Origin of the sequence: Roseitalea porphyridii, assembly GCF_004331955.1 — a bacterium.
Lineage (GTDB): Bacteria > Pseudomonadota > Alphaproteobacteria > Rhizobiales > Rhizobiaceae > Roseitalea > Roseitalea porphyridii.
Genome location: NZ_CP036532.1, coordinates 3,205,702 through 3,230,867, shown reverse-complemented (window position 1 = coordinate 3,230,867; position 25,166 = coordinate 3,205,702). Strand labels below are relative to the sequence as shown.

At 67.0% G+C, this 25,166-nt stretch carries 24 protein-coding genes and 1 riboswitch; of the genes, 5 read left to right on the top strand and 19 right to left on the bottom strand.

The features are described 5' to 3' along the window. Positions 1 to 15 precede the first annotated feature (15 nt). A riboswitch (SAM riboswitch) is annotated at positions 16 to 93 on the bottom strand. Positions 94 to 401: 308 nt separating this feature from the next. Continuing rightward, on the top strand, positions 402 to 611 hold the full coding sequence (locus E0E05_RS15750; protein WP_131617564.1) for a hypothetical protein: 210 nt from the start codon (positions 402 to 404) through the stop codon (positions 609 to 611). Positions 612 to 630: 19 nt separating this feature from the next. Here the strand turns inward: E0E05_RS15750 and E0E05_RS15745 are convergent, their stop codons facing one another. The 9 genes from E0E05_RS15745 to E0E05_RS15705 all read right to left on the bottom strand — a co-directional run bounded on the left by E0E05_RS15745 (position 631) and on the right by E0E05_RS15705 (position 12,192). Then, the gene (locus E0E05_RS15745; RefSeq protein WP_131617563.1) at positions 631 to 1,512 is read right to left on the bottom strand and encodes a 3-hydroxybutyryl-CoA dehydrogenase; all 882 of its coding nucleotides are present in this window, start codon (positions 1,510 to 1,512) and stop codon (positions 631 to 633) included. 95 nt (positions 1,513 to 1,607) lie between these two features. Beyond that, entirely contained in the window at positions 1,608 to 2,543 is a 936-nt protein-coding gene (locus E0E05_RS15740; protein ID WP_158629391.1) for a L,D-transpeptidase, read from the bottom strand. 203 nt (positions 2,544 to 2,746) lie between these two features. Then, positions 2,747 to 5,368 carry an ATP-dependent chaperone ClpB gene (clpB, locus tag E0E05_RS15735; RefSeq protein WP_131617561.1) on the bottom strand — a complete coding sequence of 874 codons (2,622 nt, stop codon included), beginning with the start codon at positions 5,366 to 5,368 and terminating at the stop codon, positions 2,747 to 2,749. 191 nt (positions 5,369 to 5,559) lie between these two features. Beyond that, a complete protein-coding gene (locus E0E05_RS15730) occupies positions 5,560 to 5,739 on the bottom strand; it encodes a hypothetical protein (protein WP_131617560.1) in 180 nt (59 codons plus the stop codon). Continuing rightward, entirely contained in the window at positions 5,724 to 6,290 is a 567-nt protein-coding gene (locus E0E05_RS15725) for a DUF4167 domain-containing protein (RefSeq protein ID WP_131617559.1), read from the bottom strand. Before E0E05_RS15725 ends, E0E05_RS15730 begins: the two co-directional genes overlap by 16 nt. 317 nt (positions 6,291 to 6,607) lie before the next feature. Further along, positions 6,608 to 7,471, bottom strand: coding sequence for a peptide chain release factor N(5)-glutamine methyltransferase (gene prmC, locus E0E05_RS15720; protein WP_131617558.1), 864 nt, complete (start codon positions 7,469 to 7,471; stop codon positions 6,608 to 6,610). Position 7,472: 1 nt separating this feature from the next. Then, entirely contained in the window at positions 7,473 to 8,549 is a 1,077-nt protein-coding gene (prfA, locus tag E0E05_RS15715) for a peptide chain release factor 1 (RefSeq protein ID WP_131617557.1), read from the bottom strand. Between the two features lie 32 nt (positions 8,550 to 8,581). Next, complete coding sequence (ptsP, locus tag E0E05_RS15710) at positions 8,582 to 10,855, bottom strand: phosphoenolpyruvate--protein phosphotransferase (RefSeq protein ID WP_244597786.1); 2,274 nt, start codon at positions 10,853 to 10,855, stop codon at positions 8,582 to 8,584. Between the two features lie 62 nt (positions 10,856 to 10,917). After that, entirely contained in the window at positions 10,918 to 12,192 is a 1,275-nt protein-coding gene (locus E0E05_RS15705; RefSeq protein WP_131618085.1) for an aspartate kinase, read from the bottom strand. A 141-nt stretch (positions 12,193 to 12,333) separates the two neighbouring features. Between E0E05_RS15705 and ubiG the strand changes: the two genes are divergently transcribed. Continuing rightward, positions 12,334 to 13,083 carry a bifunctional 2-polyprenyl-6-hydroxyphenol methylase/3-demethylubiquinol 3-O-methyltransferase UbiG gene (gene ubiG, locus E0E05_RS15700; protein WP_131617556.1) on the top strand — a complete coding sequence of 250 codons (750 nt, stop codon included), beginning with the start codon at positions 12,334 to 12,336 and terminating at the stop codon, positions 13,081 to 13,083. A 12-nt stretch (positions 13,084 to 13,095) separates the two neighbouring features. Here the strand turns inward: ubiG and E0E05_RS15695 are convergent, their stop codons facing one another. From E0E05_RS15695 to E0E05_RS15680, 4 genes are all read right to left on the bottom strand, one after another. Then, a complete protein-coding gene (locus E0E05_RS15695) occupies positions 13,096 to 13,533 on the bottom strand; it encodes a DUF1178 family protein (RefSeq protein ID WP_131617555.1) in 438 nt (145 codons plus the stop codon). Further along, positions 13,530 to 14,375 carry a carbon-nitrogen hydrolase family protein gene (locus tag E0E05_RS15690; RefSeq protein ID WP_131617554.1) on the bottom strand — a complete coding sequence of 282 codons (846 nt, stop codon included), beginning with the start codon at positions 14,373 to 14,375 and terminating at the stop codon, positions 13,530 to 13,532. Before E0E05_RS15690 ends, E0E05_RS15695 begins: the two co-directional genes overlap by 4 nt. Next, the gene (gene grxC / locus E0E05_RS15685) at positions 14,372 to 14,629 is read right to left on the bottom strand and encodes a glutaredoxin 3 (RefSeq protein ID WP_131617553.1); all 258 of its coding nucleotides are present in this window, start codon (positions 14,627 to 14,629) and stop codon (positions 14,372 to 14,374) included. Before grxC ends, E0E05_RS15690 begins: the two co-directional genes overlap by 4 nt. Before the next feature lie 70 nt (positions 14,630 to 14,699). Further along, complete coding sequence (locus E0E05_RS15680; protein ID WP_131617552.1) at positions 14,700 to 15,506, bottom strand: ComF family protein; 807 nt, start codon at positions 15,504 to 15,506, stop codon at positions 14,700 to 14,702. Between E0E05_RS15680 and E0E05_RS15675 the strand changes: the two genes are divergently transcribed. Further along, on the top strand, positions 15,505 to 16,347 hold the full coding sequence (locus tag E0E05_RS15675) for a class I SAM-dependent methyltransferase (protein WP_131617551.1): 843 nt from the start codon (positions 15,505 to 15,507) through the stop codon (positions 16,345 to 16,347). The two genes, E0E05_RS15680 and E0E05_RS15675, sit on opposite strands and share 2 nt — an antisense overlap. A 3-nt stretch (positions 16,348 to 16,350) precedes the next feature. Here E0E05_RS15675 and E0E05_RS15670 read toward each other — a convergent pair whose 3' ends face one another. The 6 genes from E0E05_RS15670 to E0E05_RS15645 form a co-directional block, all read right to left on the bottom strand. Continuing rightward, a complete protein-coding gene (locus E0E05_RS15670; protein ID WP_072041263.1) occupies positions 16,351 to 16,521 on the bottom strand; it encodes a Flp family type IVb pilin in 171 nt (56 codons plus the stop codon). Positions 16,522 to 16,641: 120 nt separating this feature from the next. Continuing rightward, on the bottom strand, positions 16,642 to 16,965 hold the full coding sequence (locus E0E05_RS15665; RefSeq protein WP_131617550.1) for a hypothetical protein: 324 nt from the start codon (positions 16,963 to 16,965) through the stop codon (positions 16,642 to 16,644). 150 nt (positions 16,966 to 17,115) lie between these two features. Then, positions 17,116 to 17,505 carry a (deoxy)nucleoside triphosphate pyrophosphohydrolase gene (locus E0E05_RS15660; protein WP_131618084.1) on the bottom strand — a complete coding sequence of 130 codons (390 nt, stop codon included), beginning with the start codon at positions 17,503 to 17,505 and terminating at the stop codon, positions 17,116 to 17,118. Positions 17,506 to 17,531: 26 nt separating this feature from the next. After that, the gene (locus E0E05_RS15655) at positions 17,532 to 18,284 is read right to left on the bottom strand and encodes a GNAT family N-acetyltransferase (protein ID WP_131617549.1); all 753 of its coding nucleotides are present in this window, start codon (positions 18,282 to 18,284) and stop codon (positions 17,532 to 17,534) included. A 13-nt stretch (positions 18,285 to 18,297) separates the two neighbouring features. Next, positions 18,298 to 19,530 carry a bifunctional glutamate N-acetyltransferase/amino-acid acetyltransferase ArgJ gene (gene argJ, locus E0E05_RS15650; RefSeq protein WP_131618083.1) on the bottom strand — a complete coding sequence of 411 codons (1,233 nt, stop codon included), beginning with the start codon at positions 19,528 to 19,530 and terminating at the stop codon, positions 18,298 to 18,300. 15 nt (positions 19,531 to 19,545) lie between these two features. Further along, positions 19,546 to 20,457, bottom strand: coding sequence for a peptidylprolyl isomerase (locus tag E0E05_RS15645; protein ID WP_244597785.1), 912 nt, complete (start codon positions 20,455 to 20,457; stop codon positions 19,546 to 19,548). Positions 20,458 to 20,712: 255 nt separating this feature from the next. Here E0E05_RS15645 and secA point away from each other — a divergent pair, with 255 nt between their 5' ends. Together secA and E0E05_RS15635 are read left to right on the top strand one after the other, a co-directional pair. Next, entirely contained in the window at positions 20,713 to 23,577 is a 2,865-nt protein-coding gene (secA, locus tag E0E05_RS15640) for a preprotein translocase subunit SecA (RefSeq protein WP_131617548.1), read from the top strand. A 180-nt stretch (positions 23,578 to 23,757) separates the two neighbouring features. After that, positions 23,758 to 25,164: a lipopolysaccharide biosynthesis protein gene (locus E0E05_RS15635; protein ID WP_131617547.1), complete on the top strand. Its 1,407-nt coding sequence runs from the start codon at positions 23,758 to 23,760 to the stop codon at positions 25,162 to 25,164. Positions 25,165 to 25,166 lie beyond the last annotated feature (2 nt).

Sequence of the window (25,166 nt, the reverse complement as noted above, 5' to 3'; positions counted from 1 at the left end):
AAAACTCGCTGCCGGTCCCTGATCGTCGCGGTCCTTTAGCGAGTTGTTTAACGTGGCTGCAAGCCGACCGGCCAAATCACCACGGAAGCGTCCTTTTAGACCCGGGTGCGCCGGCGGTCAATTGCGGCGCGCGCTGTGCGACCCGTCACATACCGGCGCGCCGTCGCATGGCACCAAGACGCGGCCGGTTGCCTGCTAGGACCATGGCGGGCCGTCTTCCCGGTGTGGGAACGCCGTTCCGCCGTCAATGCCCCATCGGCGGAACGGTGTCCCTGCTTCCGCCGCAGGCCTCTTCGTGACACACGGACGAAATTTTGTGCGGCGCACAAATTCGCCTTGAAACGGCCCTCATGTCGCGTACGATGGCAGGCGTTCGGGAGGACAACGAACCGGAGCCAGACATGACCGTGCCGTCCGCCTCATCGAGCGTCATCGCCTTTCCTCAGCCCACCCGTCAGCGGCATGTGCCGCCGGCTGCCGCGCGGCCCTCGCGCCAGGGTCCGCTGCGCGGCGCCGTCACGCGGGGACTGGCCGGCCTGCGCACGCTCGGCTCGGCCGGCGTGCCGCAGCGGCCGGATCTGGCCGACGGCAGCGTCTCGCCGCTCTACTGATCTTTTCGTAAGTGACCACTTACCGCGTCGGGACCGGCGTTTCGCCGCGATAGTCGTAGAAGCCGCGTCCGGTCTTGCGGCCGAGCCAGCCGGCCTCGACATATTTGACCAGCAGCGGGCAGGGCCGGTACTTGGAGTCGGCCAGTCCGTCATGCAGCACCTGCATGATCGACAGGCACGTGTCGAGCCCGATGAAGTCGGCCAGTTCCAGCGGTCCCATCGGGTGGTTGGCGCCGAGCTTCATCGCCGTATCGATCGCCTCCACCGAGCCGACGCCCTCATAGAGCGTGTAGATCGCCTCGTTGATCATCGGCAGCAGGATGCGGTTGACGATGAAGGCCGGGAAGTCCTCCGACACGGTGGCGGTCTTGCCGAGCCGGTCGACATAGGCCCGGGCCAGTTCGAAGGTCGCATCGGCGGTGGCGATGCCGCGCACAAGTTCGACCAGCTTCATGCGCGGCACCGGGTTCATGAAGTGGATACCCATGAAGCGCTCGGGCCGGTCGGTGGCGGCGGCAAGTCGTGTGATCGAGATCGACGAGGTGTTGGACGCGATCATCGCCTCGGGCTTCAGCGCCGGGCACAGCTCGGCGAAGATGGCGCGCTTGACCTGTTCGTTCTCGCTCGCCGCCTCGATCACCAGATCGCAATCGGACAGGCCTTCCATGCCGGCCGCCACGGAGATGCGGGCCAGCAGCGCGTCGCGGTCGGCCGCCTCCATGCGTCCCGCCTCGACCTGCTTGCCGGTGCCGTCAGCGACCTTGTCGAGGCCCGCCTGCGCGGCTTCGACGGACACGTCCGACAGGATCACCCTGCAGCCGGCCCCGGCCGAGACCTGCGCGATTCCCCTGCCCATCTGTCCGGCGCCGATCACGCCGATCGTTTCGAGTTCCTCGATCATGCCGCCATCCCGTCTTTGTTCTGGTGGGCCAATGTGCCCATTGTGCGCTGCAATGTACACCGGCGCGTCGCGGCATGCGAGCGTGCCGGCACGTTTCAGTCGATGAATGTGACCGGGACGCCACGGCGCACGAGCCGCGCCAGTTCGAGCGCATCCCAGTTGGTCAGCCGCACGCAACCGACGCTCTCGCTGACGCCGATCTCGCGCGGTTCCGGGGTGCCGTGAATGCCGTAGGTGCGCTTGGAAAGTCCGATCCACGCATTGCCGACGGGCCCGTTCGGTCCCGGTGGCAGCAGGACCAGCCCGTCGGAAAGGCCGGGCTGCGCCGAGCCGCTCGGATCGTAGGTGTAGCGGGGGTTCTGCGCCTTGTTGCGGACGGTGTGGGTGCCGGTCGGCGAGGGCGTCGCGGCCGAACCGATCGATGCCGGGTAGGCTGCGACCAGTTCGCCATGACCATCATAGGCGCGCACCTGAAGCCGCGCCTTGTCGGCCTCGATGCGGGCGACGCGTCGCTGCAGATCGCGGCCGGGCGCGGCGACGCGCACGATCGTTCCGGCGCGCCCGAAGTCGGCGTCCGGATTGAGCGCGGCCAGATAGGCCTCGTCCATGTGAAACCGCTCGGCGAGCATCTCGCGCGGATCGCGAAAGCCGATTTCGCGCAGGCTGGCCTGCTGGACGTAGAGCGTCGGAATTTCGGGCGTGAAGGGGCCGGCGACATCGGCGGCGGTGATGGCGTAGTCGACGAAGGCCGGCCCTCCCGTTTCGGCGAGCGCCGCCTCGATGGCCGCGCCATCGTCAGGGCCGGCGATGGTCGCGCCGATTTCGGTCTTGGCGAACAGCGCGAATGCGCCATGCAGGCGGGCCGCGTCGCGGCCGTCGATGACGCCGGGCGAAATTCCGATGCGGTCCATCAGCACCTGCAGTGCGGCGATCGAGCGGTGGTCGGCCTGCACGGGCGCGACGGGCGCGGGACGGTAGAGCTGGCTTCCGCCGATCGTGATCCGGTCGAACTCGTCGCTCGTCGGCGGCATGCCGGCTGCCGGAAGAACCATGGTGCAAAGGCAGGCGGCAACAAGGGCCTGCCGGACCGGAAATCGGCGGATGAAGATCGGCGCGAGCAAGACGGGTCCCCGGAAACGCTGATCCGTCTATCGCATCGGGCGGTGCGTGTTTCAACGAAAAGCGCGCGGAGCCGGGTCCCCGCGCGCATATCGGTGGATCGGCGATGAGGATATCAGGCCGCTTCTTCCTCGGCGCGGTCCTCGTTGGCCGCGGCGACCGGTTTGAAGTTCAGCCGGTCCGAGCCCTCGAGCACCTTGACGACGGAGCCGTCGGCGATCTCGCCGGCGAGGATCTTCTCGGCGAGCGGGTCCTGCACCTGCTTCTGGATGACCCGCTTGAGCGGCCTTGCGCCATAGGCCGGGTCGTAGCCCTTGTCGGCGAGCCACTGGCGGGCGGCCTCGTCGAGCCGAAGGCTGATCTTGCGCTCGGCGAGCAGCCTTTCGAGCCGTTCGAGCTGGATGTCGACGATCGCGCCCATGTCCGCCTTCTGCAGGCGCTGGAACAGGATGATCTCGTCGACGCGGTTCAGGAACTCGGGCCGGAACGAGGCGCGCACCACGTTCATGACGTCCTCGCGCACCGTGTCGACCTGCTGCCCCTCGCCCAGATTGACCAGATATTCGGCGCCCAGGTTCGAGGTCATGATGATGACCGTGTTTCGGAAGTCGACCGTGTGGCCCTGGCCGTCGGTCAGGCGTCCGTCATCGAGCACCTGCAGCAGCACGTTGAACACGTCCGGATGGGCCTTTTCGATCTCGTCGAACAGGATCACCTGGTAGGGCCGGCGCCTGACCGCCTCGGTCAGCACGCCGCCTTCCTCGTAGCCGACATATCCGGGCGGCGCGCCGATCAGCCGGGCGACGGCGTGCTTCTCCATGAACTCGCTCATGTCGATGCGGACCATCGCCTGGTCGTCGTCGAACAGGAAGTCGGCGAGCGCCTTGGTCAGCTCGGTCTTGCCGACGCCGGTCGGGCCCAGGAAGATGAACGAGCCGATCGGCCGGTTGGGGTCCTGCAGCCCGGCGCGGGCGCGGCGCACCGCCTTGGATACGGCCTGCACCGCCTCGCCCTGGCCAACGACGCGCGTTGCGATCTCGTCTTCCATGCGCAGCAGCTTCTCGCGTTCGCCCTCGAGCATCTTGTCGACCGGAATGCCGGTCCAGCGGGAGACGATATGGGCGACATGGTCGGGCGTCACCGTCTCCTCGACCATCGAGGCCGTCTCGGTCTCCTCGCGCATCTCGGCCTGTTCGAGCTTCTTTTCGAGCTCGGGAATGCGGCCATAGGCCAGTTCGCCGGCGCGCTGGAACTCGCCCTGTCGCTGGGCGATGGCCAGTTCGTTGCGCGCCTCGTCGAGCTCGCGCTTGAGTTCGGCCGCGTTGCCCAGCTTTTCCTTTTCGGCCTGCCAGGCGGCGGTCAGACGTGCCGATTCCTCCTCGAGCCCGGCAAGCTCGCGCTCCAGGTTCTCGAGCCGATCCTTCGATGCCTGGTCGGTTTCGACCTTCAGCGCCTCGCGCTCGATCTTGAGCTGGATGATCCGGCGGTCGAGTTCGTCGAGCGCCTCGGGCTTGGAATCGACCTGCATGCGCAGGCGAGACGCGGCCTCGTCGACGAGGTCGATGGCCTTGTCGGGCAGGAAGCGGTCGGTGATGTAGCGGTTCGACAGGGTCGCGGCCGCGACCAGCGCGGAGTCCGACACGCGCACCTTGTGGTGCTGCTCGTACTTCTCCTTGAGGCCGCGCAGGATCGAGACCGTGTCCTCGACGGACGGCTCGCCCACGAAGACCGGCTGGAAGCGGCGGGCGAGCGCGGCGTCCTTTTCGACGTGCTTTCTGTACTCGTCGAGCGTGGTCGCGCCGACGCAGTGCAACTCACCCCGGGCGAGCGCCGGCTTGAGCAGGTTGGAGGCGTCCATCGCGCCGTCCGCCTTGCCGGCGCCGACGAGCGTGTGCATCTCGTCGATGAACAGGATGATGTTGCCGTTGGCCGCCTGCACCTCGGACAGGACGGCCTTCAGCCGTTCCTCGAACTCGCCGCGATATTTCGCGCCGGCGATCAACGCGCCCATGTCGAGCGCCATCAGTTCCTTGTCGCGCAGGCTTTCGGGAACGTCGCCATTGACGATCCGCAGCGCAAGGCCCTCGGCGATGGCGGTCTTGCCGACCCCGGGTTCGCCGATCAGCACGGGATTGTTCTTGGTGCGGCGCGACAGGACCTGGATGGTGCGGCGGATCTCGTCGTCGCGGCCGATCACGGGGTCGAGCTTGCCCTCGCGGGCGTCGCCTGTGACGTCGCGGGCATATTTCTTGAGCGCGTCATAGCCGCTCTCGGCGCTCGCCGTGTCGGCGGTGCGACCCTTGCGGATGTCGTTGATGACCTGATTAAGCGCGGTCGGCGTGACGCCGGCCTTGGCCAGGATATCGGCCGTCTTGGCCGATTTTTCCATCGCCAGCGCGAGCAGCAGGCGCTCGACCGTGACGTAGGTGTCGCCGGCCTTCTTGGCGATCTGCTCAGCGGTGGTGAACACCTTGGCGAGCGGCTGGGCGAGGTAAAGCTGGCCGTTGCCGCCTTCGACCTTGGGCATCGCGTTGAGCGCGTTCTCTATGCCCAGACGAACGTCCTTGGCGTTGCCGCCGGCGCGTTCGATCAGCGAGGCGGCCATGCCTTCGGGATCGTCGACCAGCACCTCGAGGATATGCTCGGGCGTGAACTGCTGGTGGCTCGAGCCCAGCGCAAGCGTCTGTGCCGACTGGATGAAGCCACGCACCCGTTCGGAATAGTTCTCCAGATTCATCGTCTGTCTCCAATCTGTTCGCCACCCTCGAAAGCGATGACGAAATCCAATCGATGACGGGCCCCCGCACGGCGGCGAACCCTTTCGAAATCGATATGGGGACGGTCGATGGGCAAATCAAAGACGGGACGAACAAAAACAGAAAAGGCGGCCACCGGGGCCGCCTTGGCTGAAGAACCGGGCGTGGCGGCCTATTCGGCCGCGACCGGGCGCTCCTGCTGGTCGGACCCCTCGTCCGGGCCGCCGGTCTCCCCATCATCGGCCTTCTTGCGCGGCCGGCGCGCACGCTTGGGTTTGTCGGCGGCGGCCTGCTGTTCGGCCTGCTCCTGACGCACCTCGGCGGGCGTGCCCTCGATCACCGGCTGCGGCATCTCGCTGGCATCGCTGCCGGACGATTCGCCGCCGGAGCCGTCGTCATCGCCGGAATCGGACCGGGCGGCCCGTTCGCCGCTGTCCTGCTGGCCGTCCTCGTCGTTGCGATCGCGGCGGCGGCGCTGGCGGCGGCCCTGGTTCTGGCCGTCGTCGGACCCCTGGTCCTTTTGCCCTTGTTCCTTCTGCCCTGGCCCTTCGAGCCCTGGGCCTGGCGATCCTCGCCGTTGGCGCTCTGCTGGCCGTCGTTCTGGTCGCCATCATCGTCACGATCATCACGGTCGTCGCGGTCATCGCGCTGCTGCGCGGGCTGGGCGGCGAGGATGATCCGGTTATAGTGTTCGGCGTGCTGGAGATAATTCTCCGCCATCACGCTGTCGCCCGACGAAAGCGCATCGCGTGCGAGCGTGGCGTACTTGTCGGCGATGACCTGCGCGTTTCCGCGGATCTTCACGTCCGGGCCGTTGCTCTCGTAGCTGCGCTGGAGCGGGTTCTGGTTGCGGCGACCGCCTCCGCGATTGCGGGAGCGGCGTCCTTGTTGCTGTGGTCTCATCAAACTCTCTTGTTGTGGTTCTTCAGCGTATCGTTCGTCGTTGGCATCGTGCCGAGCGGGAAGGGTGGACGCGGGTCGTATCGCCTCTGCGGTGCGGCAAGCACATCACATGCGACAGGTCTTCATCGATTCAGATCGCCCCTGCGATACAAGATGGCGGTGCAGCGCGCCGCCGGCTCGAAGAGCCTTGCGGGATCAATTCTATCGCTGTCGGTTGCCTGACTGCCGACAAGTTGTGGTGTCGGCGCGTTTGCCTAGTGGTAGCGAGCGAAGCACAAATTGCCAAGGTATTTTTTCGCATATGCGTCAGAATCGTCTCAGGCGCTGAACAGAACGGCCCTTTCCACGCCGCCGAGGTCACGCGCGCTGGCATCGACCTGGAGGCCGGCCGCAGCGAAAAGCCCTGCCACGGCGGCCCTTTGGCCCTTGCCGATCTCGACCGCGATCCGGCCGCCCTCGGCCAGATGCGGCAGTGCACGCGCGGCGATCGTCCCGTAGGCGTTCAGCCCGTCCGTTCCGCCGTCGAGCGCGGCGAGCGGGTCGTGGTCGCGCACGTCCGGATCGAGTGTCGGGATCGTCGCCGTCGGAATGTAGGGCGGATTGGAGACGATCAGGTCGAACCGGCCGCGCACGTCCGAAAACCAGTTCGAGTGCAGTGGCTGGAAGCGATCCGACAGCCCCAGCGTCTGCGCGTTGCGCCTGGCCATGTCCAGCGCATCGAGCGAGATGTCGCTGCCGATGGCGGTCGCTCCGGGCACCTGGTTGACGATGGCGAGCGCGATCGCTCCGCTTCCCGTGCCAAGATCGAGCACCCGGCACTTCCCGTTGGCTTCGACGCGCCGGCGCACGAAAGGAATGACGAGGTCGACCAGCGCCTCGGTGTCCGGCCGGGGCACCAGCGTGTGCCCGTTCAGCGACAGCGGCAGACCGTAGAACTCGCGCCAGCCGATGATCCGGTGCACGGGTTCGTGGTTCATGCGCCGGGCGACGGCCGTGCGCAGGGCCTGATGCTGGCGCGGGCTGAGCGCACGTTCCGGCCCTGTCAGCCGGTCGAGCGCGGTCATGCCGGTGGTGTGCTCGACAAGAAGCGTCGCATCGAGATCGGGCGTCGGCGAGCCGGCGCGCGACAGGTGCGCGACCGCGTCGTCATAGGCGTCCTGCAGCGTGGCCGTGCCTGTCATGTCACCGGGCCGCCTCTTCGGTCAGAAGGCGCGCCTGGTGGTCGGCGATCAGCGCGTCGACGATCTCGTCCAGTTCGCCCTCCATCACCCGGTCGAGCTTGTAAAGCGTCAGGTTGATCCTGTGGTCCGTGACCCGCCCCTGCGGGAAGTTGTAGGTGCGGATGCGTTCGGAGCGGTCGCCCGAGCCGACCTGCAGGCGCCGCGCTTCCGAACGTTCCTCGGCGGCTTTCTGCCGCTCGGCGTCGAACAGGCGCGTGCGCAGGATTTCCATCGCGCGGGCGCGGTTCTGATGCTGCGATTTCTCGGCCTGGACGACCACGATCCCGGTCGGAATGTGGGTCACGCGCACGGCCGAATCGGTCGTGTTGACGTGCTGGCCGCCGGCGCCGGAGGCGCGCATCGTGTCGACGCGGACGTCTTCGCTCCTGATCTCGATATCGACCTCCTCGGCCTTGGGCAGCACGGCAACTGTCGCCGCCGATGTGTGGATGCGTCCGCCGGCCTCGGTTTCGGGTACGCGCTGGACCCGATGCACGCCGGATTCGAACTTCAGTTTCGAGAACACGCCCCGGCCCTTCACCTCTGCGATGATCTCCTTGTAGCCGCCGGCATCGCCGTCCGATGCCGACATGATCTCGATGCTCCAGCCGTGGACGGCGGCATACCGCTCATACATGCGGAACAGGTCCCCGGCGAACAATGCCGCTTCGAGCCCGCCGGTTCCGGCGCGGATCTCGAGGATCGCGCTCTTGGCGTCGGCGGCGTCGCGCGGCAGCAGCAGGAGCCTGATCTCGTCGCGGAGTTGTTCGATGCGCGCATCGAGCGCCTGCATTTCCTCCTCGGCCAGCGCGCGCATTTCGGCGTCCGTTGCGTCGTCGGCGAGCATCGCCTCAAGATCGTCGCGCTCGGCGCTCGCCTCGCGAAAGGCCCGGATCTTGCCGGTGATCTCCTCGAGTTCGGAGTATTCGGCGGCGAGCCGGACATAGGTCTCGCTGTCGGGGCCGGCAGCCATCTGTGCTTCGAGCATGTCGAAGCGCTTGACCATCTGGTCCATCTTGTCGGCTGGCAGATCGAGCATGGTCGAGGTTGATAGCGGCCGCTGGCCGGCTGTCAAACGGGAATGGCGTTGGTGTCGACGAATTCCCTGATCGCAGCATGGATATCGTGGTCGGTGGCACCGGTTTCAAGGCGCGCGGTGATCAGCGAACGAAGAGCGCCGATGTCGGCCTTCAGGATCGCGGCCTTGACCGGTCCGATCGCCGCCGGCGACATCGAAAGGCTGGTGATGCCGAGCGCGACCAGGGCCAGCGCCTCGATCGGCCGACCGGCCATCTCACCGCACAACGTCAGCGGCGTGCCGTGGCGTTCGGCCGCCTGGGCGGTGGCGCGCAGCGCGCGCAGGAAGGGCGGCGACAGCGTGTCGAAGCGGCCGCCGATCAGCGCGTTGCCCCGGTCGGCGGCGTGCATGAACTGGAACAGGTCGTTCGAGCCGATCGAGACGAAATCGACGCTCGCCATCAGTCGGTCCAGATCGAACAGGAGAGAGGGCACCTCTAGCATCGCGCCGAGCCGCAGCGCCAGCGGCAGGCCGTGACCGAACCGTGACAGGTGCTTGACCTCGCGCATGATGATCCTGCGCGCCTGGTCGATCTCGGCGAGTTCGGTGATCATCGGCAGCATCAGCCGCAGCTGGCGCCCCGACGCCGCCTTGAGCAGCGCGCGCACCTGGGTACGCAGAAGCCCGGGCCGGTCGAGCGCGAGGCGGACCGCGCGCCAGCCCAGAGCCGGGTTCTCCTCGTCGGGCGCGTTGCGGAAATAGGGCAGCACCTTGTCGCCGCCGATGTCGAGCGTGCGGAAGGTGACCGGCCTGTCGCCGGCGGCTTCGAGCACCGATCGGTAGAGCCGCTCCTGCGCCTCGGCGCGTGGAAAGGTGGCGGCAATCATGAACTGCAGCTCGGTGCGGAACAGACCTATGCCCTCGGCGCCGGACTGATCGAGCTGGGGCAGGTCGACCAGCAGGCCGGCATTCATCAGGAGCGTCACGCGCTGGCCGTCGGCGCTGACCGCCACGCGGTCGCGCAGTTCGCGGTACTCGGCCTGGCGGCGGGCGCGGAAGCGCACCTTTTCGGCATAGGCCGCCTCGACGTCGGGCTGCGGGCGCAAATGAACGTGTCCATCGAGCCCGTCGACGATGATCGCATCGCCCGAATCGGACATGGCGACCATGCCCTTGGCGCCGCCGGCGACCGGAATGCCCATGGCGCGCGCGACGATGACGACATGGCTGGTCGGCGCGCCCTCCTCGAGCACGATGCCGCGCAACTGGTCGCGCGGATAGTCGAGCAGTTCGGCGGCGCCCATGTTGCGGGCGACGATGATGGCGTCGTCGGGCAGGGTCTTGCCGCGCTGGGCGGCGTCGCCGCTGACGAGTTGACGCATCAGGCGGTTGGCGAGATCGTCGAAATCGTTCATACGCTCGCGCAGATAGGGATCGGTGACCGAGGCGAGCCGGGCGCGCATGTCGCTCTGGACCTTTTCGACGCCCGCTTCGGCGGTCAGCCCGTTGCGGATCGCCTCCTCCATGCGCTGGACCCAGCCCTTGTCGTGGGCGAACATGCGGTAGGTTTCCAGAACGTCGCGATGCTCGCCCTCGAGCGCCATGTCGCCGCGCGCCAGCATGTCGTCGATGGTCAGCCGCAGGCTGGAGAGCGCCTTGCCGAGCCGCGCCAGTTCGGCGTCGGTGTCCTCGTTGAACAGTTCGGTGACGACCACGCGCGGCTCGTGCAGCACCACATGGCCGAGACCGATCCCGTCCGACAGCGGCTTGCCGTGGTGGGAGACGGGCTTTGCGAGGTCGAGTTCGATGCCGGTCGAAGAAAGGCCGGTCAGGTCGCCCGTGGCGATCATCTCGCCGATCACCATCGCGACGGTTTCGAGCGCCTCGGCCTCGTCCTCGCCATAGACCCGATGCGCCTCGTTCTGGACGACGAGCACGCCCAGCGTTCGCCCGGCGCGCAGGATCGGCACGCCGAGGAACGAATTGTACAGTTCCTCGCCGGTCTCGGGCAGATATTCGAACGCCGGGTGCTTCTGGGCTTCGGACAGGTTCAGCGGCCGCGAGCCCGCGGCGATGGTGCCGACCAGGCCCTGCCCGAGCCGAAGCTGCGACTGGTGCACGGCCTTCGGGTTGAGGCCGACCGTGGCGTACAGTTCGAGCACGCCGTCGGCGCGCAGCGCATAGACCGAGCAGACTTCGGCGACCATCGAGCGGGCGATCTGGCCGACGATCCGGTCGAGCCGGTCCTGCGGCGCCATCGGTTCGGCCATGATCTCGCGAATGCGCTTGAGCAGCACGCGCGAGCCTGCATCCTTGTCGCGCGTCATCTCATGCTCCGTCATGACATCGTGTCGGCCCGGCGCTCATGGCGCCAATCTGGACCGGCGGGTCAGCGCTTGTCGAGACCGTAGACGCCGTGCAGCGTGCGCACCGCCAGTTCGGCATAGGGGCCATCGATGAGGATCGAAATCTTGATCTCCGAGGTGGTGATGGCGCGGATGTTGATCGACTTGTCGGCCAGAGCCTTGAAGGCCGTGGCCGCGACACCGGCGTGGCTGCGCATGCCGATGCCGATCACCGAAACCTTGACCAGACCGGTCTCGGACTGGACCGTGTCGTAGCCGATCGCGTCCTTGTTGGCCTCGAGCGCGGCGAGCGCCTTGTCGACGTCGCCGGTGGGCACGGTGAAGGTCATGTCGGTGAACTGGCCGTCCGACGAGATGTTCTGGACGATCATGTCGACATTGATGCCGGTGTCGGCCATCGGGCCGAAGATGGCCGCCGAGATGCCGGGGCGGTCGGCCAGGCGGCGCAGCGAGATCTGCGCCTCATCCTTGGCATAGGCGATGCCGGTGACGGTTTCCTGTTCCACGATCTCGTCCTCACTGCAAATCAGCGTTCCGGGCGGGTTGTCGAAGTCGTCCATGCCGGGCGCGTCCGGCGCGTCGAAGCTGGAGCGCACGAAGGTGCGCACATTGTGCACCATGGCCATCTCGACCGAGCGGACCTGCAGCACCTTGGCGCCGAGCGAAGCCATTTCCAGCATCTCCTCGAAGGAGACCCTGGCAAGACGGCGGGCCGCCGGCTCGATGCGGGGGTCGGTCGTGTAGACGCCATCGACATCGGTGTAGATGTCGCAGCGGTCGGCGCCGATCGCGGCGGCCAGCGCAACGGCCGACGTATCCGAGCCGCCGCGGCCGAGCGTGGCGATGCGGTTGTCGGGGCCGATGCCCTGGAAACCGGCTACGACGGCCACCTGGTTCATGGCGAGGCGTTCGAGCAGGGTGGCGCTCTCGATGGTCTCGATGCGCGCCGCGCCATGGGCGTTGTCGGTCCTGACCGGGATCTGCCAGCCCTGCCAGGAGCGCGCGTCGACGCCCATCGACTGCAGCGCAACGGCGAGAAGGCCGCTGGTGACCTGTTCGCCCGATGCGACGATCGCATCATACTCGCGCGCGTCGTAGAAGGAGGCGCTGGCGCCGGCGACCAGCGGCATCTTGCGCACCCAGTCGACCAGTTCGTTGGTCTTGCCGGCCATCGCGGAGACGACGACGGCGACCTGATGGCCGGCTTCGACCTCACGCTTGACGTGTCGCGCCACATTGCAGATGCGGTCCAGATCGGCGACGGAAGTGCCGCCAAATTTCATCACGATGCGGGCCATGGGGTGAAGGTCCGGCGGGTGCTGGTCGAGGAACGCGCGGTCCATAGCCGAACATGCCGCACCCCGCAAGCAAGCCCATGGGTTGACTTGGCCGGCGTTCCGCCCGACTTGCTGTCACCGGACAGGAAGGCGGAGCGAGCGATGAGCGACAGCGCGACCACCATCGATCAGGCCGAGGTTGACCGGTTCTCCAAACTGGCCGCCGAATGGTGGAACCCCAAGGGCAAGTTCAAGCCGCTGCACAAGTTCAACCCGGTCCGGCTGACATACATCCGTGACACGGTCTGCGCGCATTACGGGCGCGATCCGAAGGCGGCCCGGCCGTTCGAGGGCCTGCGGCTGCTGGATATCGGCTGCGGCGGCGGGCTTCTGAGCGAGCCGATGGCGCGGCTCGGTGCGGAGGTGGTCGGCGCCGACGCTTCGGAAACCAACATCGAGGTGGCGAAGATCCATGCCGCCCAGTCGGGCGTTGCGGTCGCCTATCGCGCGACGACGTCCGAGGCGCTGCAGGAGGCTGGCGAAACCTTCGATATCGTGCTGAACATGGAAGTGGTCGAGCACGTCTCGGACGTCGATCTCTTCCTGAAGAGCTGCGCCGCGATGGTCCGACCGAACGGGCTGATGTTCGTCGCCACGATCAACCGCACGGCCAAGGCCTGGGGCCTTGCCATCATCGGCGCCGAATATGTGCTGGGCTGGCTTCCCAAGGGGACGCACCAGTACGACAAGCTGGTCAAGCCGTCGGAAATCGACGCAGCGCTCGCGGACACCGGCCTTTCGGTGTTCGCCCGCTCGGGCGTCTTCTACAATGTGCTCGCCGACGAATGGCGCCTGTCGAAGGACATGGACGTCAACTACATGGTGGTGGCACGGCACGAGGTGGGCGGCTGAGGCGCCACGGCCTCAGTTCAGTTCCTCGGGCAGATCCGGCAGCGGCATGATCTCGACGCCCTCGTCGAGGAGGTTCTCGACATCGCGCGTGGACGCCTTGCCGTAGATCGGCCTCGGATCGGCCTCGCCGTAATGCATCTTGCGCGCTTCCTCGGGGAACCGCTCACCGACATCGTCGGCCTGCGCCTTCACCTGGCGCGCGATCTCGCGCATCTTGTCGAGCATCTCCTTGCGCATGGCCTGTCCGGCCGCGACCATCACGGCTTCCTTGCGCGCGTCCTTGGCCGCGCCGGTGGCGACCGAAGGGGCCATCAGCGCCTTGGCGACGCGGATCGAGCCGCATTCGGGGCATTCGACGAAGCCGCGTTTGGCCTGCGTTTCGTAGTCCTCGTTCGAGCGGAACCACGCCTCGAACCGGTGGTCATTGTCGCAATGCAGGGAGAATTTCATTGTGCCGCGTCCTGCTGTCGCCTGTCCTGCGCATAGGGCCGCACGTTGGCCAGGTTGGGAATGCGGCCACGCGCGGCGGCCGACGCGGACGGATCGATGTCGGCGACGATCACGCCGGGCGTGTCGTCGGCCTTCTCGGCGATGATTGCGCCCCAGGGGTCAACGATCAGTGAATGGCCATAGGTCTCGCGTCCGTCCTCGTGAGTGCCGCCCTGCGCGGCGGCGATGACGAAGGCGCCGTTCTCGATGGCGCGAGCCCGCAGCAGAACATGCCAGTGCGCCTCGCCGGTCTGGCGCGTGAACGCGGCCGGCACGGTCAAAACGGAAGCGCCGGCGCGGGCCAGATCGGCGAACAGGGCCGGAAACCGCAAATCGTAGCAGATCGCGAGGCCGAGCCCGACGCCTTCGACGTCGGCGACGACGAACCGGTCGCCCGGCGCGTAGATGGCTGATTCGCGCCAGCTTTCGCCGTTCGGCAGGTCCACGTCGAACATGTGGATCTTGTCATAGGTCGCAGCCAGCGTGCCGTCGGGCGCGAAAAGGACTGCCCGGTTGGCGACCTTGCCGTCGCCCCGCAGGATCGGCGTCGAGCCGACATGCAGCCAGATACCATGGGTACGGGCGAGATCGCCAGCCGCCGACAGCAGCGGGTCGTCCTCCTGCGCGCCGACCGTCCCGGTCAGCGCCTTGCGGTCTTTCTGGACCAGGCCCGTCATTTCCGGTGTCTGAACGTAGCGGGCGCCCGCATCGGCCGCCTCGGTGACCAGTTCGGTGAACGAGACGACATTGGCGGTCGGGTCGGTTCCCGAACGCATCTGGACGGCGGCGACGCGCATCGTCATGCCGCCAGCAGCGCGTCGAGCTTGCCGGCGCGCTCCATCGCCATCAGGTCGTCGCAGCCGCCGACATGGGTTTCGCCGACAAAGATCTGCGGGAAGGTGGAGCGGCCGTTCGCCTTCTGGATCATTTCGCGCCTGAGCCCTGGATCGAAGCTTGCGTCATGCTCCACATAGGCGACGCCCTTGTTGTCGAGCAGACGCTTGGCGGCGGTGCAGAAGCCGCACAGTTGCCTTGTATAGATTTCGACCTTTGCCATTTTCGTGCCTTCGGCGCGTTTCGCGATGGGTCCCGATATAGTGGCGGCCGCGCCGTGCGAAAAGGCCCGGTCAGCGGCCGCGCCGACCTTCGTCATCGCGCCCGGGCACGACGCGCGAAAAGGTCAGCACCTCGATGCGCGCGGCCCCGGCCCTGCGCAGCGTGCGCGCGGCGGCCTCGACCGTCGCGCCGGTCGTCAGCACATCGTCGACCAGAAGAACGTTGCGGCCCTCGATCGCGATCCGCTTTTCGTCGGGCACCAGAAAGACGCCGCGAACGTTGGTCTGGCGCTGCTTGGCCGTCAGCCCGACCTGGCGGCGCGTGCGGCGCCTTCGGACGAGCGCGCCGGCGTCCATCGTTAATCCGGTCTGCGCGGAGAGTGCGCGCGCCAGTTCGGCGGACTGGTTGAAACGCCGGGTCCAGAGCCGGACCCAGTGCAGGGGCACCGGCACGACGATGTCGGTTTCGGCCAGAAGTTCGCGGCCCGCGCGCGCCATGAAGCGCGCCATCCATGGCCCCAGATCGGTCCGGTCATTGTATTTGAGGCGCGTGACGAGCTGTCGGGCGACGCCGGTGTGCACGCAGGCCGACCGGGCGCGGTCGTAGGCCGGCGGGTTGGCCAGCGCCTCGGCGCTCACCATATGACCGCCGAATTCGTGGGCGAATGGCAGTCCGCTGATGGCGCACAGCGGCTGCTCGATGAAGGCGATGTCCGGCCAGCACGCGGCGCACAGAGCGCCGTGCCGGTCGACGTGGCGGCCGCAGGAAAGGCACGAATCGGGAAACAGCACCGAGCCGGCCAGCCTGCCGGCTGCCCGCGCCCATTGACGCGGTCGTGCCCATGAGGGACTTGTCGCCGGTGGCCGGGAGTGTTCCATGCAACCCATTATCGACAAAAAGCAGGTCGCGGCAAACCGGGCGCGGGCGGAGCGGCTGGCGGTGCCCGGGGCCGACTTCCTGCTCGAGCGCGCGCTCGACGAGTTGGGCGACCGGATGGCGGTCACCGCGCGCCGTTTCGACCATGCCGTCGCGGTCGGTGCGCACGGCGCAATGGTCGCAGAGCGCCTCGCGGCAACGGGAAAGACAGGCACTTGTTCGGTCGCTGCTTTCGACGAGGAAGAACGGCTCGATCTGGAGCCCGAGAGTGCCGATCTGATCGTCAGCCTGCTCGAGCTTCACCAGTTCGACGATGTGCCGGGGGCGCTCATCCAGCTGCGCCGCGCTCTCCGGCCCGACGGGCTGTTTCTGGCCTGCGTTCCCTCGAGCGGCACGCTCGCCGAGTTGCGCGCATGCCTGACCGAAGCGGAAATGGCGGTGAGCGGTGGCGTTTCGCCCCGGGTTCTGCCGTTTCTCGACGTGCGGGAGGCGGGGAGCCTGCTGCAAAGGGCCGGGTTCGCGCTGCCGGTGACCGATCACGACACGGTCACGGTGCGCTACGACACGGCTTTCGATCTGATGCGCGACCTTCGTGCGATGGGGGCCACCAACACGCTGCTGGCGCGGTCACGCGGCACGGCGCCACGGTCGCTGTTCATGGCGGCGGCCGGCCATTACGCCACACATCATGCCGACGCCGACGGCCGGGTGCGTGCGACGTTCTCGTTCGTGTGGATGTCCGGCTGGGCGCCCGATGCGAGCCAGCCCAAGCCGCTCAAGCCGGGCAGCGCGACCCATTCGCTCGCCGAGGCGCTTGGCGGCGGCAGGCGCGGCGACGGCTGACCGTCAGCCGTTGATGGCCTCGGAAATCTGCTGCTCGTTGGAATCGTAGAGCCCGTTGACGCTCGTGCCGGTCATCTGCATGCCGACGAGCGCCGCAACCGCGATCATCGTGGCGATCAGCCCGTACTCGATTGCCGTCGCTCCACTTTCGTCTTTCAAGAAGGTGCGGATCATGACTCTTCCTTTCCTGGCGGCACGCTAGCGCGCGCTGGTTAACGCCGTGTTTTGGAAAGGCCGATCGCGAAGATGTTTCGAGAACCGGTTAACGAATGCTTTCGATGGAACCGGAAGGCGTCAGTCGGCGCAATCGCCGGTCCGCGCGCCGTTGGCGTGAATGATGCACACCGCGCTCGGCGAGGTCTGAAGCACGCTGCGCCGCATGGTGTAGGTCGAGCGTTGCTGGGGCGTCGATGCGGTCGTCAGATAGTCGATGCCGGGGTTTCCGCGATCGGCCGCCAGACGCTGGCTCGACCGGTCCAGATAGGGCGCGGCGAAAAGCGCCAGCGCCACGGCCAGCACGCCAAACAGCATCGTCGCGCGGAGCATGTTGTTGCCCCAGTCGAACAGGGTCGATTGCCGCGGTTCCAATGGTTCGAACCAGTTCGTGTCGTCGTTCATCCCTGACCCCGCTGGCCTGTGCCGACCTTCCGGTCGGCGGCAGGCTCAAATTGTCACAAGCTCATAAATGATTGATTAACGCTCGTTCTACGCGGGGTCACACCATCTTTGCGTGCACGGGTCAACCGGTTCGGCGGTCAGCCCCAATCTTCAGAGCAGGTCCTGAAGGACCGGGATCAGCGGCTCGTCGGCGGCGGGCATCGGGTAGTCGCGAAGCGCGGCGGCGCGCACCCATTTGAGCGTCTGGCCTTCGCGCGAAACGGGTATGCCCTGATATTTGCGGCAGATGTAGAGCGGCATCAGCAGGTGGAAGTCGTCATAGGCGTGGCTGGCAAAGCTGAGCGGCGCCAGGCAGGACGCTTCGGTGCGCACGGCCAGTTCCTCCTCCAACTCCCGCAACAGCGCGGCCTCGGGCGTTTCGCCGGCCTCGATCTTGCCGCCCGGGAACTCCCACAGGCCGGCCATCGCCTTGCCCGGCGGGCGGCGCGACAGCAGGATGCGGTTGTCGCGATCAACGAGCGCGCAGGCGGCCACGAGCATCAGCGGCTTTGAACTTCCGGTCACGATCAGTCTCCGCGCGTGCGATAGACGTAGCGATAGACTTCTTCGAAGCCGAGCCGCTCGTACAGACCGTTGCCCGCCTGATTGGACGCCTCGACCTGCAGCCAGCCGAGCGTTGCGCCCTGGTTTGCGGCCCAGCGCAGCGCCGCGCGCGCGATCGAGCGGCCATAGCCGCGATTCCGCAGCCCGGCGCGCACGCTGATCTCGAACAGGCCGGCCATTTCGTTGTCGTGCACGCACAGCGCGGTTGCCGCCGGGCCTGCGTCGTCCTCGATCACGAACATGGCGTGCGGCGGCCGGATACTCTCGAGCAGTTCGGTCAGGCCCGGCTTGTTGACGCGCTCGTCCGTCGACAGGGCGAGCGCCGCGTCGGCGAACCGGCCGATGTCGCGTACCGGCAGAAGGTCATAGCCGCCGTCAAGGTCGATCTGGTCGAGCCCGGCCATCAGCACCCGGGTTTCGTCGACGCGCAGCCAGCCGTGCGCGTTGAGCTGCGCCTCCAGTTCGGCCGGGGCGAGCGGCGTCATCCGGAAGACGATCGGCCGTTCATAGGACCTGAAGCGCTGCTCGATGCGGCCGATCCGGCTCTCGATGTCGCGGTTGTCGGCCGGATCGAGCGGATTGACCGAGTTGAGCCTGCGCGAAGGGTGGCTGGCGGTCAGCCGCACGGCCCAGCTGCCGTCATAATGCACCGACGCTGCCGGCCAGGCGCGAAAGCCGACCGCTTCGAGCCGGCGCACCATGGCAAGCTTGGGCATCGCGCGCCTCCCGTCAGCTTCGGTAGTCGGCATTGATCGCCACGTAATCGGCCGTCAGATCACAGCCCCAGGCGGTGAACGCGCCTTCACCGAGGTTCAGATCGACGGCGATGCGGATCTCGTCGCCGCGCATGTAGTCAGTCATCGCGGCCTCGTCATAGTCGGGCGCGCGCTCGCCGTCCGTCGCCGCGACGAGGTCGCCGAACCGGATGTCGAGCCGATCGCGGTCGGCCGGCTCGCCGGCCTTGCCGACGGCCATGACGACCCGGCCCCAGTTGGCGTCGCCGCCGGCCAGCGCGGTCTTGACGAGCGGTGAGTTGGCGATCGAAAGCGCGATGATGCGCGCGGATTCATCGGATATCGCGCCGGAGATGTCGACGCGCATCAGCTTGCTGACACCTTCGCCGTCGCGGACGATCTGCAGCGCCAGATCGCCCATCAGGTCGGCGAGCGCGGCCTCGAACGGCGCAAGGCGCGGATCGTCGAGGTCCGTCAGGGCGGGAATTTCCGCCACGCCGGTCGCAAATGCAAGGACGGTGTCCGAGGTCGACGTGTCGCCGTCCACGGTGATGGCGTTGAAGGTCGCGTTCACATGGCGGTTCAGCAGGGCTTGCAGGAGGGGCGCCGCGACCGGCGCATCGGTGACGATGTAGGCGAGCATCGTCGCCATGTCCGGCGCGATCATGCCCGAACCCTTGGCGATGCCGTTGAGCGTGACGGCCATGCCGTCGACCGCGGCGGTGCGCGTTGCGAGCTTGGGGAACGTGTCGGTCGTCATGATGGCTCGCGCGGCCGCGTCCCAGCCCTCGGGTTGGGCCCGGCCGATCGCCTGCTGCAGGATGCCGTCGAACCGGGCCGCCTCGAGCGGCTCTCCGATCACGCCCGTGGACGAAAGGAACACCTCGCCGCGTTCGCAGCCGGCCGCATCGGCGGCCATCTGCGCGGTCAAGGCGGTGGCGGCCGCGCCGCGCTTGCCGGTAAAGGCGTTCGCGTTGCCGGAATTGACCACGAGCACGCGGGCCGCGCCGCCGGGCAGGTTGGCGCGGCACCAGTCGACGGGCGCGGAGGGACAGCGGGAGCGGGTGAGGACGCCGGCAATGGCCGCGGGGCGGTCGAAGACCATCACCATGACGTCGTCCCGGTCGCGATATTTGAGCCCCGCCGAGGCGGCGGCGAGCCGCACGCCGCCGACCTGTGGCAACGTGGCATACTCCGACGGCGCCAGCGGCGACACTTTCGGCGTCATCACGGGTCGATGCGCCTACTCGGACGCGTCTGCCGGCGCGGTGACGCCGGCGCCGACCGCCGCATCATAGGCGCCCTGCAGTTCTGGATCGGTGATTTCCACCGACGCTTCCTCGCGCAGGCTCTCGAGCAGTTCGAAGTAGCGCTCGCGCAGCAGCACGGAGCGGACCTGCGCCTCGACCTGCTCGAAGGGGGGCGGCTGAACCGGCCGGCGATCCTCGAGCTTGATGACGTGCCAGCCGAACTCGGTCTGCACCGGTTCGGTCGTGTAGCCGCCGGGCTCCAGCGAGAAGGCGGCCTCGTCGAAAGCGGGGACCATGCGGCCGCGGGTGAAGTAGCCAAGGTCGCCGCCGCGCGGTCCGGTCGGCCCGGTCGAGCGTTCGGCCGCCAGTTCGGCGAAGTCGGCGCCCGCTTCGAGCTCCTCGATCACCGCGCGCGCGTCCTCCTCGGTCTCGAGCAGGATGTGGCGGGCGCGGATCTCGTTTTCCGGCGGGGTCGCGGCGATCTCCTCGTCATAGCGGGCGCGCACGTCCTCGTCGGAGATCGTGTCGGCGACGGCGGAGCGGAAATAGCTGTTGTGCAGCGCGCGGCTGCGAAGGAAATCGAGCCGTTGGCGGAACGCCTCGGTCTCGGCGATGCCCTCGCTCTCGGCCTTGTCGGCGAGAAGCTCGATGTCGATGAGCGCCATCATCGCGGCGAAGCGCTGCTGCTGGGGCGGCACCTGGGCGAGCTGGTCTTCCAGATCGCCGATCGCGAAGGTGATGTCGCGGTTGGTGATCGGCTCGCCGTTGATCGTGCCGACGACCGCATCCGGATCGGGGGTTGCCGCCTCGTCCTGTGCCAGCGCGGGTGCGGAAAGGGGCAGGGCGAACATGGCGGCGAGGGCGGCGGCGCACAGCGATGTGCGACCAGGACGGCTTTTGAACATGTCGTAGGCACCTTTGCTGCCGGCTTGCGGCGTTCGTCTATGGGGCGTGTGGACGCCGCGCAGCGCACCATTGCGGCGGCCGGCGGCGGCGTTGACAAGCATTTGCGCCCCTCTTATCTGTCCATCGAACTGGCGTCCACCACACAATCGGCGTGTTTTCGCGGGGTATTCTCGGGGTGGCGCTGTGATGCCCGCCCATGGCGCGGCACGCATCTCAAGGCCGCTGAACCGCATTTGACGAAAGGGCCTGTATTCATGGTCACCCTCGGGGGCATCACCCGCAAACTCTTCGGCTCCGCCAACGATCGCCGGATCAAGTCCGAACGGCCGCGTGTTACCGCCATCAACGCGCTCGAGCCGGAAATGGAAGCGCTCAGCGACGAGGCCCTGCGCGCCAAGACCGACGCCTTCAAGCAGCGCCACGCCGACGGCGAAAGCCTCGACGATCTTCTGACGGAAGCCTTCGCGGTGGTGCGCGAGGCCTCCAAGCGCGCCCTCGGCATGCGACCCTTCGACGTGCAGCTGATCGGCGGCATGGTGCTGCACGAGGGCTCGATCGCCGAAATGCGCACCGGCGAGGGCAAGACCCTGGTGGCGACGCTTCCGGTCTATCTGAACGCGCTTTCGGGCAAGGGCGTGCATGTGGTGACGGTCAACGACTATCTGGCCCGCCGCGACGCCGAATGGATGGGACGGCTCTACTCGTTCCTCGGCCTGACCACCGGCGTGATCGTGCACGGCATGGACGATACCGAGCGCAAGAACGCCTATGCGTGCGACGTCACCTACGGAACCAATAACGAACTCGGTTTCGACTATCTGCGCGACAACATGAAGTACGAGCGCGGCCAGATGGTCCAGCGCGGCCACAATTTCGCGATCGTCGACGAGGTGGATTCGATCCTGATCGACGAGGCGCGCACGCCGCTGATCATCTCCGGCCCGCTCGAGGACCGCTCGGAACTCTACGTTCAGATCGACACGTTCATTCCGGAACTGTCCGACGAGGACTTCACCATCGACGAGAAGCAGCGCTCGGCGACGTTCACCGAAGAGGGCACCGAGAAGGTCGAGCGGCTTCTTGAAGAAGCAGGCCTTCTGAAGGGCGACAACCTCTACGATGTTGAGAACGTGGCGATCGTTCACCACATGAACAACGCGCTCAAGGCGCACAAGCTGTTCCAGCGCGACAAGGACTACATCGTCAAGGGCGATGATCTGATCATCATCGACGAGTTCACGGGCCGGCAGATGCCGGGCCGGCGCTTCTCCGAAGGCCTGCACCAGGCGCTCGAGGCCAAGGAAAAGGTGACGATCCAGCCCGAGAACCAGACGCTCGCCTCGATCACCTTCCAGAACTATTTCCGCATGTATGGCAAGCTGGCCGGCATGACCGGGACGGCGTCGACCGAGGCGGAGGAATTCGGCAACATCTACGGCCTGGGCGTCGTCGAGATCCCCACCAACCTGCCGGTCAAGCGCGCCGACGAGGATGACGAGGTCTACCGGACGGTCGAGGAGAAGTACGACGCCGTCATCATCGACATCATCGACAGCCAGCAGCGCAAGCAGCCCGTTCTGGTCGGCACGACATCGATCGAGAAGTCGGAGATGCTCTCGCGCATGCTCACCGACAAGAAGTATCTCAAGGGGCTTCGCGAAAGGCTGGGCGGCCGGCTCGAAGCGATCAAGGCAGGCAAGGAACCCGAACTGCGCGCCTGGCTCGAAGAGGCGATCGCCCATGTCGAAAGTGCGATCAAGGCGGGCGGCGTCAGCCACGAGGTTCTGAACGCGCGCCAGCACGAGCGCGAGGCGTTCATCGTCGCCCAGGCCGGCGTCCCCGGCGCGGTGACGATCGCCACGAACATGGCCGGACGCGGCACCGACATCAAGCTGGGCGGCAATGCCGAGATGCGCATCTTCCAGGAACTGGGCGAGATGCCGGAGGGTCCGGAGCGCACCGAGAAGGAAAAGGCCATCGAGGCCGAGGTCGAGAAACTCAAGCAGGAAGCGCTCGATGCCGGCGGGCTCTACGTTCTGGCCACCGAGCGGCACGAGAGTCGACGCATCGACAACCAGCTGCGCGGCCGGTCCGGTCGCCAGGGCGACCCGGGCAAGTCGAAGTTCTACCTGTCGCTGGCCGACGATCTGATGCGTATCTTCGGCTCGGACCGGATGGACGGGATGCTGCAGAAGCTCGGCCTGAAGGAAGGCGAGGCGATCGTCCATCCCTGGATCAACAAGGCGCTGGAGAAGGCGCAGCGGAAGGTCGAGGCGCGCAACTTCGACATCCGGAAGAACCTTCTGAAGTTCGACGACGTCATGAACGACCAGCGTTCGGTGGTGTTCGATCAGCGCCTCGAACTGATGGACGGCGAGAACGTCGCCGAAACCGTCGTCGAGATGCGCCACGAGGTGATCGAGACCATGGTCACCGATCACATCCCCGAGAAGGCCTATGCGGAGCAGTGGGATGTGGCCGGCCTGAAGGAAGAGGTCGCCAAGACGCTCAACCTTGAGCTGCCGGTCGACGAATGGGCCGCCGAGGAGGGCATTGCCGAGGACGATATTCTTGAAAGGCTGCGCGAAGCGGCCGACAAGGCGGCGGCCGAACGCGCCGAACGGTTCGGCCCGGACATCATGGCCTATGTCGAAAAATCGATCATCCTGCAGACGCTCGACCATCTGTGGCGCGAGCATCTGGTCAATCTGGACCATCTGCGCTCGGTGATCGGGTTCCGCGGATACGGCCAGCGCGATCCGCTGCAGGAGTACAAGTCCGAGGCGTTCGAGCTGTTCCAGTCGATGCTCGCCAATCTGCGCAAGGTGGTCACCGCGCAGCTCATGCGGGTCGAGATCGTCCAGGAAGCGGCGCAGGCACCCGACCCGGAGGTGCCCGAAATGCAGGCGCAGCATGCCGACCCGGCGACCGGCGAGAACGAGATGGGCGACGGGCCGCCGCGCACCGCCGCAGGGATCATCGCGGCGGCGACAGGCCAAGTGGCGCCCGAGCAGCGCAATCCCGACGATCCCAACACTTGGGGCAAGGTGGGGCGCAACGAAGCGTGCCCGTGCGGTTCGGGCAAGAAGTTCAAGCATTGCCACGGCGCGTTCGTCTGATCTGACGCGGTCTGCGCAGCAGGTTTCCGTGTTGTTGGTGCGCTGGCGCCGCGCGTCGCCATCGTCCTTTTGGAGCGGGCGACGAGAGCCGTCCGATGGCCGCAAACGCCCCTGACCAACCAAATCTTAAGTGGCTGCGGCTAAAGCTTGCCCGCACACATTCGTGCGGAGCCGATCAAAGTGCGTTTTTCCGCCGCCCATACCGTCGAGCAGGTCCTCCCCTCGGCGCTGAGCCGCCGGGCGTTGCCGCTTGCCGATTTCATCGACGGAATCCTGACCGGCGCGGACGAGGCGAGCCAGGCGCAGCGCGCGACCATGGTCGCGTTCTTCATCCGCGTCGCGAGCGCGGCGATCGCGTTCGGCTCGCAGGTCGCCCTGGCGCGGCTGATGGGCGTGTTCGAATATGGCGTGTTCGTGCTGGTCTGGGTGTCGATGGTGATCATCGGCAATCTGTCCTGCTTCGGCTTCCACACAGCGATCATTCGCTTTGCACCGCAATACCGCGAGCGCGGCGATCTCGATCACTTGCGCGGTCTGCTGCTTTCGGGTCGCCTGTTCGTGCTGGCGACGTCGACGACGATGGCCTGCCTAGCCATCGCGCTCGCCTGGTTCGGCGCGGACTGGTTCCAGTCCTACTATGTCGTGCCGTTCATGATCGGCGCGCTGGCGCTGCCGATGATCGCGCTTGGCGACACGCTCGACGGGACGGCGCGCGCCAACGGATGGCCGGCCCGGGCGCTGACGCCGACCTACATCGTCCGGCCGCTGCTGATCCTGGTGCTGCTGGTCGGCGCGTGGGCGCTCGGGTTCAGGATCGACGGTGTCACCGCGCTCATATGCGCGGTCATCGCCTCCTATCTGACGACGATCGGTCAGCTCGTCATGGTCACCGCCTCGCTGGACCGGCGCTATCCGGCGGGCGCGAGACGCACGCGGCTCGCCTACTGGATCGGCGTCGCCCTGCCGATTTTCCTTGTCGAGGGCTTCTTCTTCCTTCTGGTCAATGCCGACGTGCTGATGGTGGGTGCGCTGATGAAGCCCGACGATGTGGCGGTCTATTTCGCGACCGTGAAGACGCTGGCGCTCGTTCACTTCGTCTATTTTGCGGTCAAGACCGGGGTGGCGCACCGTTTCGCCGCCCGGATCGACGATGACGACAAGTCGGCGCTGCACGATCTGGCGCGCCGCTCGGTGACCTGGACCTTCTGGCCGTCGCTGGCGATGGCGGGCGCGCTGCTGCTCGTCGGGCCGCTCCTGCTGGGCCTTTTCGGCGCCGACTTCACGCGGGGATACCCGCTGATGTTCATCCTGTCGGCCGGCATCGTGCTGCGCGCGGCGATCGGGCCGGCCGAGAGCCTTCTGACGATGTCGGGCAATCAGAACGCGTGCGCGGCCGTGTTCGGCGCGGTGCTTGCCATAAACGTCGCGCTGAACGCGCTGCTGATCCCGATCTACGGGCTCTACGGGGCGGCGCTCGCCACGGCGATCGCGACGATTGCCGAAACGTTTGCGCTTTATCAACTGGTTCGGTGGCGTATTGGGGTGCGCATGTTCGTCTTCATGCAGCCTGCGAAATCGAGGTCCTGAAA